The organism is Ruegeria sp. CDSC021, from assembly GCF_059610845.1.
Window position 1 is genome coordinate 206,595 of sequence record NZ_JBXWOK010000005.1, and the last position, 13,379, is coordinate 219,973.

At 56.9% G+C, this 13,379-nt stretch carries 12 protein-coding genes and 1 tRNA gene; 7 read left to right on the forward strand and 6 right to left on the reverse strand.

All coding sequences use genetic code 11. From position 1 onward, the window contains the following. Nucleotides 1-7: 7 nt before the first annotated feature. From AC2FGB_RS10755 to AC2FGB_RS10775, 5 genes are all read right to left on the reverse strand, one after another. On the reverse strand, nt 8-805 hold the full coding sequence (locus tag AC2FGB_RS10755; protein WP_142634711.1) for a carbohydrate ABC transporter permease: 798 nt from the start codon (nt 803-805) through the stop codon (nt 8-10). After that, a complete protein-coding gene (locus tag AC2FGB_RS10760) occupies nt 802-1,665 on the reverse strand; it encodes a carbohydrate ABC transporter permease (protein WP_142634709.1) in 864 nt (287 codons plus the stop codon). The genes AC2FGB_RS10755 and AC2FGB_RS10760 overlap by 4 nt, the downstream gene beginning before the upstream one ends. Next, nucleotides 1,662-2,738, reverse strand: coding sequence for an ABC transporter ATP-binding protein (locus tag AC2FGB_RS10765; protein WP_271946215.1), 1,077 nt, complete (start codon nt 2,736-2,738; stop codon nt 1,662-1,664). The genes AC2FGB_RS10760 and AC2FGB_RS10765 overlap by 4 nt, the downstream gene beginning before the upstream one ends. A 1-nt stretch (nt 2,739) precedes the next feature. Next, nucleotides 2,740-3,789 carry an ABC transporter ATP-binding protein gene (locus AC2FGB_RS10770; RefSeq protein ID WP_142634705.1) on the reverse strand — a complete coding sequence of 350 codons (1,050 nt, stop codon included), beginning with the start codon at nt 3,787-3,789 and terminating at the stop codon, nt 2,740-2,742. Between the two features lie 62 nt (nt 3,790-3,851). Further along, nucleotides 3,852-5,591, reverse strand: coding sequence for an ABC transporter substrate-binding protein (locus tag AC2FGB_RS10775; protein WP_271946219.1), 1,740 nt, complete (start codon nt 5,589-5,591; stop codon nt 3,852-3,854). 319 nt (nt 5,592-5,910) lie between these two features. On the opposite strand from AC2FGB_RS10775, the gene AC2FGB_RS10780 reads away from it, so the two are divergent. From AC2FGB_RS10780 to AC2FGB_RS10810, 7 genes are read left to right on the forward strand one after another with little or no spacing between them, the layout of a single operon-like run. Next, the gene (locus tag AC2FGB_RS10780) at nt 5,911-7,272 is read left to right on the forward strand and encodes a V-type ATP synthase subunit B (RefSeq protein ID WP_496693899.1); all 1,362 of its coding nucleotides are present in this window, start codon (nt 5,911-5,913) and stop codon (nt 7,270-7,272) included. Beyond that, complete coding sequence (locus tag AC2FGB_RS10785; protein ID WP_496690811.1) at nt 7,250-7,855, forward strand: V-type ATP synthase subunit D; 606 nt, start codon at nt 7,250-7,252, stop codon at nt 7,853-7,855. Before AC2FGB_RS10780 ends, AC2FGB_RS10785 begins: the two co-directional genes overlap by 23 nt. Next, nucleotides 7,852-9,648, forward strand: a complete 1,797-nt coding sequence (locus tag AC2FGB_RS10790; RefSeq protein ID WP_496693898.1) for a V-type ATP synthase subunit I — start codon at nt 7,852-7,854, stop codon at nt 9,646-9,648. Before AC2FGB_RS10785 ends, AC2FGB_RS10790 begins: the two co-directional genes overlap by 4 nt. Further along, nucleotides 9,645-10,088 carry an ATP synthase subunit C gene (locus AC2FGB_RS10795; RefSeq protein ID WP_281972343.1) on the forward strand — a complete coding sequence of 148 codons (444 nt, stop codon included), beginning with the start codon at nt 9,645-9,647 and terminating at the stop codon, nt 10,086-10,088. The genes AC2FGB_RS10790 and AC2FGB_RS10795 overlap by 4 nt, the downstream gene beginning before the upstream one ends. Further along, entirely contained in the window at nt 10,088-10,765 is a 678-nt protein-coding gene (locus tag AC2FGB_RS10800; protein ID WP_496693897.1) for a hypothetical protein, read from the forward strand. Before AC2FGB_RS10795 ends, AC2FGB_RS10800 begins: the two co-directional genes overlap by 1 nt. 1 nt (nt 10,766) lies before the next feature. After that, on the forward strand, nt 10,767-11,459 hold the full coding sequence (locus AC2FGB_RS10805) for a hypothetical protein (RefSeq protein WP_496693896.1): 693 nt from the start codon (nt 10,767-10,769) through the stop codon (nt 11,457-11,459). Next, on the forward strand, nt 11,456-13,297 hold the full coding sequence (locus tag AC2FGB_RS10810; protein ID WP_496689808.1) for a V-type ATP synthase subunit A: 1,842 nt from the start codon (nt 11,456-11,458) through the stop codon (nt 13,295-13,297). Before AC2FGB_RS10805 ends, AC2FGB_RS10810 begins: the two co-directional genes overlap by 4 nt. A gap of 5 nt (nt 13,298-13,302) precedes the next feature. Here the strand turns inward: AC2FGB_RS10810 and AC2FGB_RS10815 are convergent. After that, nucleotides 13,303-13,377, reverse strand: a tRNA-Glu gene (locus tag AC2FGB_RS10815). Nucleotides 13,378-13,379 lie beyond the last annotated feature (2 nt).

Sequence of the window (13,379 nt, forward strand, 5' to 3'; positions counted from 1 at the left end):
TCGAACCTCATACACGCCCCATCGCGAAACCACGCGCGATGTAGTTGCGGACAAACCAGATGACGATGGCGCCGGGGATGATGGTCAGCGTCCCGGCGGCGGCCAGCAGGCCCAATTCGTACCCGGCGCTGGACGCGGTTCGGGTCATTACGGCAGCGATGGGTTTGGCCTCGACCGCTGTCAGAGTCTTGGCCAACAGCATTTCGACCCATGAGAACATGAAGCAGAAGAATGCCGCGACGCCTACACCCGCTTTGATATTTGGCAGGAATATCGTGACGAAAAAGCGCGGAAAGGAATACCCGTCCACATAAGCGGTTTCGTCCAACTCTTTGGGGATGCCACGCATGAACCCTTCCAAAATCCACACCGCTAGCGGCACGTTGAACAGCGTATGCGCCAGCGCCACCGCCAGATAGGTGTCAAACAACTGAATTGACGAATAGAGCTGAAAGAACGGCAAGGCGAACACAGCAGCCGGTGCCATCCGGTTGGTCAGTAGCCAGAAGAACAACTGCTTGTCCCCTAGGAACCGATAGCGTGAGAACGCATAGGCCGCTGGCAGGGCTACACAGACGGAAAGTACCGTGTTCAGCGTCACATAGGTGATCGAGTTGATGTAGCCCCAATACCACGTCGGGTCTGTGAAGATCGTGATGTAATTTTCCAGCGTAAAGGTCTGCGGGAACAGAGAAAAGCCCGACAGGATCTCGTTCGTGGTCTTGAAGGACATCGCCACTAGCCAATAGATCGGCAACATCAGGAACGCGATATAGAGGATCGGGATGAGGGAGCGCTTTTTCATTCGGCGTCATCCTTTGTCATCAGAGTGTAGAAGACCCATGAGACCAGCAGTGTGATGGCGAAATAGATCAAGCTCATCGCAGCCGCAGGGCCAAGGTCGAACTGTCCCAGTGCGATCTTTACAAGATCGATCGACAGTAAGGTGGTCGAGTTTCCGGGACCCCCGCCAGTCAAAACGAAGGGTTCGGTGTAGATATTGAAACTGTCCATGAACCGCAGCAGGATGGCGATTGTCAGAACCGTCTTCATCTTGGGTAACTGGATATACCGGAACACTGACCACGGGCTTGCACCGTCGATCTTGGCCGCCTGATAATAGGCGTCCGGGATCGAAACCAGGCCCGCATAGCACAGTAGAACCACCAGCGAAGTCCAGTGCCAGACATCCATGATGATGACAGTGATCCAGGCCGACAATGGCTGCTGTGTCATGTCATAATTGATGCCCAGCACGTCATTCAGAAAATACCCCAGCAGGCCGATTTTTGGCAGGGTAAAGATGTTCCACATCGAGCCGACTACGTTCCAGGGGATGAGCATCGGCAGAGCCATCAGGACCAGACAGACCGGCACCCAAAAGCCTTTGCGCGGCATCGACAGGGCAACAATGATGCCCAGCGGCACCTCGATGATCAGGATCATGAAGGTAAACAGGAACTGTCGCCCCAAAGCGGCCTGAAAACGGTCGGAGCGCAGGATTTGTTCGAACCATCCCAGCCCTTCCCAGAAGAACTGGTTATTGCCGAAGGTCTCCTGCACCGAGTAGTTGACTACCGTCATCATTGGCACCAGCGCGTTGAACGCAACCAGTGCCAGAACCGGCAGGACAAAGAACCATGCTCTTTGGTTTATTGTTCTCATTGGGCCCGCTCCTGCGTTGCGATCCAGCCGTCGCGATAGACGCGGGACTGCTCGGGTTTGAATTGCAGAAAGACCATCGAGCCTTGTTCGGGCGCATTGTGTTCGGTGACGGCCTTGATCGGTGTGTTCCCAACCATGGCACTGACCACGTAATGGCGCCCGATATCGGCTACTTTGGTGACATGTGCCGGTATGCCGGATTGGCCGAAGCCTACATATTCCGGGCGTATTCCTAGATCGGTGCGACCACCTTCACCATGGGTCGGACCTTCCAAGACCACCTCATGCCCTTCGAAAATAGCGCGATCGCCCTTGGTCTCGCAGGGCAAGACATTCATGCCGGGCGAGCCGATAAAGTGACCAACGAATGTATGCTGAGGCCGCTCGAACAGTTCAACCGGCGTACCAATCTGAACCACTTCACCATCCTGCATGACCACGACTTCATCAGCAAAAGTCAACGCCTCGGTCTGGTCGTGGGTGACGTAGATCATTGTGGCTTTTACGCGCTGGTGCAGCTCTTTCAACTTGGACCGCAGTTTCCATTTCAGATGCGGGTCGATCACGGTCAGCGGCTCATCAAACATCACCGCATTCACGTCATCGCGCACTAGTCCGCGCCCCATCGAGATTTTTTGCTTGTTGTCCGGGCTCAGGCCAGAGGCTTTGGTGCCTAGCATATCCGCGACATCCAGCATTTCGGCAATCTCATCAACACGCCGCTTGATGGTTGCCGCGTCAACGCCCCGGTTTTTCAGAGGAAAGGCTAGGTTCTCGCCTACGGTCATCGTGTCGTAGATCACTGGAAACTGAAAAACCTGCGCAATGTTGCGCTGATCAGGGGGCAGGGCGGTCACGTCGCGGTCATCAAACAGGATCTGCCCCTCGGAGGGTGTCAGCAGGCCCGAGATGATGTTCAGCAGCGTAGACTTGCCGCAGCCTGATGGCCCCAGCAGCGCATAGGCCCCACCATCGCGCCAAGTGACGTCGATTTCCTTCAGCGCATAATCCTCGGGGCCTTGCGGCGATGGCATATAGCTGTGTCGAAGGTTTGAAAGCTTGATCTGTGCCATGTCAGGCCACCCTTTTGCCGTCTTGGCCGAAATACCGGCAATGGGCCGGATTCATATAGAAACTATGGTCTTCGCCAACCTGATAGGGATGTACGCCCGCCGCCAATGAAACCCATGCGTCGTTCCCATGTTGGAAATGCGCACTGGAGTCAGATCCGGATAGCTCGGTCACGATCACACGCCCGGTCAGTTCTACATCTGCGTCCGATGTGCGGAATGGCGTCACGCGATGCGGGCGTACCGCAACTGTGTATTCACCGTCTGCGATGCCGGTGACGGCCCATCCACCGCCCCCTGCAAGTTGCGCCTGCGCACCCGAGACGGTGATATGCGCGACGTTGATGGGCGGATCCGAGAACACACGTGCGGCAGCGATGTTTTCCGGATTGCGGTAGATATCAGCGGTTGGCCCAAATTGGGTGACCCGGCCGTCTGCCATCAGAGCGGTATGACCACCGAGCAGCAATGCTTCTTCCGGTTCTGAAGTCGCATAGACCACAACGGCCCCGCGTCCGGCAAAAAGATCAGGAAGTTGCTCGCGTAGCTCTTCGCGCAGTTTGTAGTCCAGATTGGCAAGGGGTTCATCAAGGAACACGGCCCGGCTTTCCTTGGCAATCGCGCGGGCCAAAGCGGTGCGTTGTTGTTGTCCACCCGACAGCTCGTGCGGGCGGCGCTGCAGCATCGGGCGCAGCTGCAGCAGATCAGCGGCCTCTTCCACGCGGCCTTCGATTTCGCTTTTCGCCATGCCTGCTACGCGCAGGGGCGAGGCAATGTTGTCGAAAACGCTCATATGGGGGTAATTGACGAAAAACTGGTGCACCAGACTGATCTTACGCTTCTGCGTATTCAGCCGGGTCACGTCCTGCCCGTCCATCAGGACCTTGCCTGCGGCGATCGGATCCAGTCCGGCCATCATCTTGATCAGTGATGTTTTCCCGGAACCGGTGGCACCCAGTAACACATTGAAATGGCCTGTTTGCAGCGTCAGATTCGTGGGTTTGATATGGATGACGTTGCCGACTCGTTTGGTCGCGTCTTGAAGTTCGATCATCTGGTGTTCTCTGGGGGTATTTGGGGGTAGGCCGGGTCTGAGCCCGGCCTACGAGTTTACGCTTACTGGGACTGCCAGCGCTGAACCAGTTCGTCATAGTTGACGGTCTGGCCTTGCGGCTTTTCGTTCTCCAGCTTGGCTTTTGGCGAACCCGGCTTTTCCAGCCAGAAGGACGCATCCTGCGGCTCGTTCAAGCGCGGACCACAACCGCCGTAGACACCGGCGCTTTCATCCGCGGCCTGCATCCGGCCCATTGTGATGTCCATCTCTTCGGCCAGACGATCCATCGCTTCTTGCGGAGTGAAGGCACCCGAGTTCACGTCACCGATCTGCTGCCACCAGATCTGGGCCAGCTTTGGATAATCCGGCACGTTGATGCCGGTCGGCGACCATGCCACGCGGTCAGGTGAGCGATAGAACTCGACCAAACCACCCAGCTTGGGCGCGCGTTCGGTGAACGACTCGTGGTTGACCGAGCTGTCGCGAATGAAAGTCAGACCCACATGGGACTTCTTCACGTCGACCGTCTTGGATGTCACGAACTGGGCATACAGCCAAGCCGCCTGAGCACGATCCGCAGGGGTCGACTTCAGGAAGGTCCAGGATCCCACGTCCTGATACCCAACCTTCTGACCATCTTCCCAATAGGGGCCATGCGGGCTCGGCGCCATCCGCCAAAGCGGTGTGCCTTCGTCGTCGACGGTGTTGTTGCCTTCGGACTTCGGCTTCACCATGTCGGCGGTAAAGGCGGTGTACCAGAAGATTTGCTGGGCCACGTTGCCTTGACTAAGCGCCGGCAGCGACTGGTAGAAGTCATAAGACGCGGCACCTGGAGGCGCATAGTTGCGCAGCCATTCGTCCCATTTGCGGATCGCATAGACCGCAGCTGGACCGTTCGCAGCACCACCGCGCGACACAGATGCGCCAACAGGGTTACAGGTGCCCGCTTCCATGCGGATGCCCCATTCGTCAACGGGGATGCCGTTCGGCTCACCCTTGTCGCCTGCACCAGCCATCGACAGCCACGCGTCGGTCATACGCCAACCCAGGTCAGGTGCGCGCTTGCCGTAATCCATGTGGCCATAGATCGCGGTACCGTCGACTTCTTTCACATCGTTGGTAAAGAAATCGGCGATGTCTTCGTAAGCGGACCAGTTGACCGGAACGCCCAGATCATAGCCGTACTTCTCTTTGAACGCGGCTTTGTTTGCCTCATCGTCGAACCAGTCCTTGCGGAACCAATAGAGGTTCGCAAACTGCTGATCAGGCAGCTGATACAGCTTGCCATCCGGACCGGTGGTGAACTGAATGCCCATGAAGTCATCCAAATCCAGCGTCGGAGAGGTCGTGCCCGCCCAGTCGCCACCCATCATGTCGGTCAGCGGATACGCCAACTGCAGACGAGAGTGGGTGCCGATCAGGTCACTGTCGTTCACGTAGCCGTCATACAGATTCCGACCTGTTTGCAGCTGGGTTTGAACGGCTTGAACTACTTCGCCTTCACCCAGAATCTGGTGATTGACCTTGATGCCGGTAATTTCTTCGAACGCCTTGGTCAGAACCTCAGATTCGTAAGAGTGCGTAGGGATGCCTTCGGACAGGACGTTGATTTCCATGCCATTGTAAGGCTGTGCAGCTTCGATGAACCATTGCATCTCGGCCATCTGTTCGTCTTTCGACAGGGTTGATGGCTGGAATTCGTCGTCGATCCAGCGTTGTGCTGCGGCTTCGTCGGCCCAAACGGGACCGTGCCCCGCAATGACGGCAGCCGCCGCCACTGCGGAAAGTAGATGTCTCCGCATCTGTTTCCTCCCAAAGATAATGTGATCCGGCGCAGACCGGATGACGATCAGCATCAGCGATTTGCCTCCTGCGTGTCAAACTAAATTTTTAGTAATTGAGGTGATGACCGGGATAAATTTCTGAAAATGAATTGATTTATGTCATGTTTTAAAGCACCATTTGCCCATTAATTTCAGTTCGCAGACCCCTTGAATGCAGGGTCGCGCGCATGGTTTTTCGGCAGACGCTGTGATGCGGGTCCATTTGAAAAGCAGACCTTTGTGACCGTTTTCTGCACGATTTGAGTTCAATCAAGTTTTCAGGCTATGAGGATCAGAAATGTCCCGAAGTCTTCTGAAATTTACCCGCGTTCTCGAGATCGTGGGGGATACGCTAAAGATAAAAGTTCCGAGTGACGGGTCCGCTGACGCGACGGTGCGTTTCAACGATCTGGCCGTGATCGAAACTGTCGATGGGCACAGAACGCTGGCGCAAGTCATCTTCATCGACCGCGATGTGATAACCTTGCAAGTGTTCTCGGGTACCAAGGGGATTTCGACCGAGGCGACAGCAACGTTCCTTGGTCATCCGATGCAAACCCCGTATTCGGCCAATATTCTGGGCCGGGTGTTTGACGGCGCAGGCGAGGCGATTGACGGCGGCCCGGACTTGTCTGCCGAACCGCGCATCGACATTGGGGGACCAACGGTGAACCCGGTTGAGCGGTCGGTTCCCAACAAGATGATTCGCACGGATGTGCCGATGATCGACGTGTTCAATACGCTGGTCGAAAGCCAGAAGATCCCAATATTTTCGGTATCCGGCGAGCCGTTCAACGCGTTTCTCAGCCGCATCGGCATTCAGGCGGATGCGGATATTGTTGTGTTTGGCGGGCTAGGGCTGATTTTTGACGACTTCCACACGTTCAGAACCTCGTTCGAGGATGCGGGCGTGTTCTCGCGGACCGTGATGTTCGTCAATCAGGCCATGGACCCGTTGGTCGAACGCCTGCTGGTGCCGGATATGGCGCTGGCCGTTGCCGAGAAATTCGCTGTGGAAGAGGGCAAGCGTGTTCTGGTCCTGCTGACGGATATGACCGCCTATGCCGATGCGATGAAAGAGGTTGGGATCAGTCAGGAGCGCGTCCCATCGCAGCGTGGATATATGGGCGATCTCTATTCGCAACTGGCACGACGGTATGAGAAAGCTTGCGACTATGCCAAGGGTGGATCGGTTACTGTGCTGACTGTCACAACCATGCCCGGGAATGACGTGACGCATCCGGTGCCGGACAACACCGGATATATCACTGAAGGCCAGTTTTACCTGCATTCCGGCGTGATCGACCCGTTCGGCAGTTTGTCGCGCCTCAAGCAGAATGTAATCGGCAAAACCACACGCGAAGACCACGGCCAGATCATGAACACGATGATCCGGTTCTATTCCGAAAGCCGAGATGCCGCGCAGAAACAGGCCATGGCGTTTGACCTATCGGATTATGACAACCAGTTGCTGAAATTCGGCGCTTTGTTCCGCAAACGCTTTATGGACATCAACGTCTCGATCCCGCTGGAGGATGCGCTAGATCTGGGATGGAAGACACTAGCTGAATGCTTTGCCCCCGAGCAGTTGCTGATGAAGCAGGATCTGATCGACAAATACTTCCCAAAGGATGCACATGGCGCGGTTGCAGCTGAATAAATCGTCGCTTGCGCGCGAGCAGACGCAGCTGAAAAGCTATGAGCGGTTCCTGCCGTCTCTGGACCTGAAGCGTCAGCAACTGATGGCTGAACGGGCCAAGGCACGTAAAAATGTGCAGCACCTGCAGGACGAGGTGACGCGCTTGGCACAGCAGGTCGGGGAAAAGCTGCCCATGCTGGCGCAACAAGGTGTCGACCTGGAAGGGTTGGTCGAACTAAAGGATTACCGGCTGAAGAAGGTCAACGTGGTTGGCGTTACCATGCCCGATCTGGACCGAATCGAGGTCGCGGTACGTCCGTATTCCCTTTTGGCCAAGCCACATTGGGTGGATGCAGTGGCGCGTTTGTTGCATGACATGATCGAAACCCGATTGCGCGTGAAAGTGGCCGAAGAAAGGGTCAGGATTTTTGACAAATCAGTCGCCACGATCACGCAGCGCGTCAATCTGTTCGAGAAGGTGTTGATCCCGCGCGCCAGGGCCAACATCAAGAAAATCCGCATCTATCTGAGCGATGAACAGATGCAATCCGTTGTGCGCTCGAAAATCTCCAAACGCAAACATGCGAAGGAGGTTGCGGCATGAGTGTTGCAAGGCTGAAAAAACTGTCTTTGGTCGGCCGTGCCGCGAACAAGGGGGACACTCTAGGCGCGCTGCAGACATTGGGATGCATGCATGTTTTGCCTTTGGCACCGCCGCCGGCAGAGCCAGAGCGGATCAATGAGCGTGGTGCCCGAGATGCGTATAAAGCATTGCGGTTTTTGAAAGAATCGTCGGAAACGCGCCGTCAGGTTCGGCGCGATTCTGGTTTTGATATGGACCAGTTCGTCGGTGAAGTCCTGGACTTGATGCAGCGCATAAGGGATATGACCGACCACCGGGATTTTCTATCCCACCGGATCGCTCAGGTGCGCCCGTGGGGAGATCTGGATTTTCCGCCGAGTGATGTGTTGGCAGGCAACCGGCTTTGGTTCTATCAACTGCCGCTAAAGCACCGCGAGGCACTGGCGGAGCTTCAGTTGCCCTGGGCCATCCTGCAAGAGGATCACCGGTTTCTCTACGCCGTTCTGATCGCCCCGGAAGATCCCGAAGACGACATCCTTCCAGTGCCGCGCACCCATACGGGTTCGTTGCCCATTCACGAGCTTGAAGCTCAGCTGGAAGAGGCCGAAATCGCCATTGAGGCGCTGGAAGCCGAGCGTATCGGGCAGACCCGTTTTCTGACGTTGATGCGGCGTAATCTTGCCGCCGCCGAAAGCGCAGCCGAACTGGCCCATGCCACGCAAAAGGTCCGCGACGAAGGCGAAGTGTTTGCCCTGCAGGGTTGGGTGCCCAGCGATCAGGTCGAGGCTGTCCTGGACATGGCCAATTCGCAGAACGCCGCTGTTTTGATCGAAGACCCGGGCCCGAACGAGATACCTCCGACGCTGCTTGAGCAGCCGGAAAATCGCAGTGCAGCGGTAGACCTTGCCCTGTTCTATCAGGTTCCTGGGTATCGAGAATGGGACCCCAGCATAATCGTGTCCGTCTCGTTCGCGATCTTCTTTGCGATGATCGTTGCGGATGCCGGCTATGGCCTGGTTATCCTGCTGGGGCTGTTGGCCTTCTGGAAACGTCTCGACAATACACCAGCGAAAAGATCGTGGCGGCTTTATGGTCTGATCATTTCGGGCGCGACGGTCCTGTACGGGATTTTGGTTGGAAGCTATTTTGGCGCTTCCCCGGCCTCGAGCACGATCTGGGGGAAACTCAAGCTGTTGGACCTGAACAATTTCGACTCGATGATGATGATTTCAATCGTGGTCGGCGTTCTGCACCTGATATTGGCGAATGCGCTTGCAGCACGCGCGTCTTGGGGGCGGCGCAGTTCCGTTGCCAATCTTGGCTGGATCGCGGTGTTGATCGGCGGGTTCATACTGTGGCTGAGCTATATGAAAGGCGGACCCACAGCACCGGGTGCTGCGATTATGATCGCAGGCGCTTTGGCGATCCTTCTGTTCACCAGCGAGCGCGAGATTGCCAAACCGTCAGACTGGCTTTGGCGCCTTATAGAAGGAGTGCAGGGGCTGGCCGGGGCGATGGGCGCCTTTGGAGATGTGCTTAGCTATATGCGCCTGTTTGCACTGGGACTGGCCTCGGCCTCACTGGCGATTACGTTCAACGAATTGGCGGTCTCGGTGATGCAGTCTCTGAAAGGGCTGGGCCTTCTGTTTGGCGTGCTGATCCTGATCGCCGGGCACATCCTTAATTTCGCGCTCGCCATGATGAGTGGCGTCGTTCACGGATTACGTCTCAATTACATCGAATTCTTTAAATGGGGTCTGCCGGATGAAGGCATCGTCTTTCGCCCGTTCGCCCGCAAGGAGGTTCAGGAATGAATGAGCTTGTACTTACATTGGGCTGGTTGGGAATCTATGCCCCCATGGCGCTGGGCGCCGCAGCAAGCGCGATTGGCTGTTCCATTGCTGGACAGGCCAGTATCGGAGCGATGACGGAAACCGAAGGCGGGTATGGCCGGTTTATCGGCGTGTCGGCCTTTCCATCGACGATGGTGATCTACGGCATCGTCATCATGTTCACGCTGAACCGCGATGTGACGCCTGAAAATGCAGGCGGGCTGTTCGGGATCGGTATCCTGTCGGGCATCGCCCTGATGTATTGCGGCATCTGGCAGGGAAGGGCCTGTGCTGCAGCGATCAACGCAACCAAGGAAAAGCCCGAGATTTTTGGCCTGGCACTTGCGCCGGCTGCAATCATTGAGGGCTTTGGCGTATTTGCCTTTGTCTTTGCTTTGGTCATCAGCGCGGGGATTAGCTGATGGCACAGGACGGGATTATTTCGCATGGGGTGGATGCGCTGATCGACAAGCTGCGCAGCGATGGTGTGGCTGCCGGTCAGGCCGATGCAGACAAGCTGCGCGCTGAAGCCAAAGCCGAGGCGGCCAAAATTCTTGCCGATGCCAAGCGCGACGTAGATGAGTATCGGAAAAAGGCCCGTGCCGAAGCGGATAATTATCGCACAGCCGGAGAAGAGGCGCTGAATACAGCGATGCGTGATGCGGTGCTTACAATGAAGGCCGGTCTGACAGATCGATTCCGCAAGGATGTTGAACGGCTGGTCACCCAAGAAATGACTGATCCTGAACTGCTGAAACAAATGATCCTTGAAGTCGTCGGTCGCGCCGCGTCAGACGCCAGACTGGAAGGGCCCGCGCAGGTCATACTGCCTCCCAGGGTCGCCACTCAGGATGACATCAAACAGAACGCCGATGATATTCAGTCGGGAAAGCTGACGCGTTACGTTCTGGGACTGACGGCTGAAATGCTGAAGGAACAGGTTGAGCTGCACAGCGCGGATGACACCCAGAATGGCATCCGCATCCGGGCTGATGAACAGGGGGTTGTTCTGGATCTGACCGATAAGGCCGTCGCCTCGTTGTTGATGGAACATTTGCAGCCGCGCTTTCGTGCCGTTTTGGAAGGTGTGATCCGGTAACATGTCGGACCCTGACGCCTATATCGCGCTGATCAGCAGCCTGCCGGGCTCGGAACGGTTGTTCATCGCCAAACAACCTCCGCTGTCGCGGCTCAGGCTGGACCGGCGATTGCGGGTGCTGACACCAGCGGATGCGCGGGTTCTGGAGGTAATGGAACACGCTCTGAACTGGAACAACTATGATATGAACGTCTCGGATGCACAGACCATTGAGCGATGCAAAGAAGCGCTCCGGCACATTCCACAACCGACCTTGCGCAAGCTGTTCATGGAACGGATGGATTTGAGGATTGCGGTTGCCGCGCTGCGCCTGCGCAAACAGGGGGGTGCTGCACCTAGTGGCGTCTATGCCATTGGACGCTGGAGCCGACACATTCCAGCCAACTGGGGCGACCCTGCCTTTCGGCTGGAAACCCCAATGCCCTGGATCAAAGAAGCCAAACACTTGCTGGATGTCGATGACCCCCTGGGGCTTGAACGGTTGCTTTTGTCGGTCAGCCATATGCAACTGAAACGCTACGCCGCGCGCCATCTGTTCGATTTCGAAGCCGTGGCGATTTATGTTCTGATCTGGAATATTTTTGATCGCTGGGCGCAAAGCAATGCGCGTGACGCGGCAACGCGCTTTGAGAAACTGGCGCAACACGCCATGGCAAGTGCGATCGACTTGGATTTTGAGGGAGTAAGCGCATGACAGCCCCAACCTCCGCCACGCAGACCTCTACTGCCCGCGTCGTCTCGGTACAGGAAGGGCTGGTACAAATTCAGGCGAACCCTGATGCCACAGGCCATCCCGGACAGCTGGTCAAGAATGAGGTCGTTTTCATTCTGCCCACGCGGCCCGGCCCCGGTGGACGTCAGGAACGTCTGAAAGCCGAAGTGTTACGGGTGCGGGGCGACACTGCCGATGTGCAGGTTTACGAAAGCACTGATGGCGTCGCCGTGGGCGACCCGGTCGAACAATCGGGGCAGCTGCTCTCGGTCGAACTTGGTCCTGGGCTGTTGGGGCAGGTGTTTGACGGCTTGCAGTCGCCTTTGGCCAAGGTGGCGGCAGAATTCGGAACCTTTCTGCCGCGTGGGGCGGACGTTGCGCCCCTGGACACTCAGGCAAAGTGGTCGTTTACCCCATCGGTCAAGGTGGGCGACACGGTCACAGCAGGCGACAGCATCGGGGCGGTGCCCGAGGGGCATTTCACCCATAAGATCATGCTGCCCTTTAATTGGGTTGGGGACTACAAAGTCATTTGGGTTCAGAAGGGTGCGGCCATGATCCATGATATCGTGGCGCGGCTTGAAGATGCACAGGGGGGTGAGCACACGCTGACCCTGTCGCAGAAATGGCCGGTACGGCGGGCTTTGCCGGAAAACGTTCTGAAACGCACCTTGTCCGAGCGGCTCTATCCAACCGAACCTGTCCTGACCTCTCAGCGCCTGATCGACACGTTCTTTCCGATAGCCCGCGGTGGGACGGCCTGTATTCCCGGTCCGTTCGGCGCAGGCAAGACGGTGCTGCAGAACCTGATTGCACGCAACGCCAAGGTGGACATCGTGATCGTGGTGGCCTGTGGTGAACGCGCGGGTGAGGTTGTCGAGACGATTGCGGAATTCCCGAAGATGACCGACCCGACCACTGGCGGCAGTCTGATGGACCGGACGATCATCATCTGCAACACCTCCTCGATGCCCGTAGCCGCGCGCGAGGCGTCTATATTCACCGGGATCACCCTGGGCGAATATTACCGCCAGATGGGGTACGACGTGCTGCTGATTGCGGACAGTACCAGCCGCTGGGCTCAGGCCATGCGCGAGACCTCCGGCAAGCTCGAAGAAATTCCGGGGGAAGAGGGCTTTCCCGCCTATCTCGAAAGCTCGATCAAGGGGTTGTACGAACGCGCCGGAGCGATGAAGACCAATGATGGGGACACCGGCAGCCTGACCCTGATCGGGACCGTGTCACCGGCAGGTGGGAACTTTGATGAACCGGTCACGCAATCGACGCTGTCCACGGTGAAGTGTTTCCTCGGCCTGTCGTCCGAACGCGCCTACAAGCGGTTCTATCCCGCAGTCGATCCGATGCTCAGCTGGTCGCGTTATCTGGAACAGCTCTCGGACTGGTACGACACCAACGCCGAAGCCGGATGGACGGCCAAAGTGCGCGACTTGCTGGCATTGATCGAAAGGGGCGAACAGGTTGACCAGATGATGCAGGTGACCGGCGAGGAAGGGGTCACGATCGAGGATTTTGTGACTCAGCAAAAGGCGCTGTTTGTCGACATGGTCTATCTGCAGCAGGATGCCTTTGACCCGGTGGATGCGTCGGTTCCGCTAGAGCGTCAGAAGATGACGTTCAAACTGGTCTATGGCGTCACTCAATCCACCGCGCAGTTCGCCGACAAGGCCGAGGTACGCCAGGTCTTCACTCAGCTTACGGGATTGATGAAGAACTTCCACTATGCCGCCGAAAACACGCCGGAATTCAAATCTGTCTGGGGACAGGTGCAGGCCCTGTGTCAGGAAAAGTTCGGTGTGTGAAGAAATGGTAGCCCGTAGGGGAATCGAACCCCTCTTTCCAGGTTGAAAACCTGGCGTCCTAACCGATAGACGAACGGGCCAC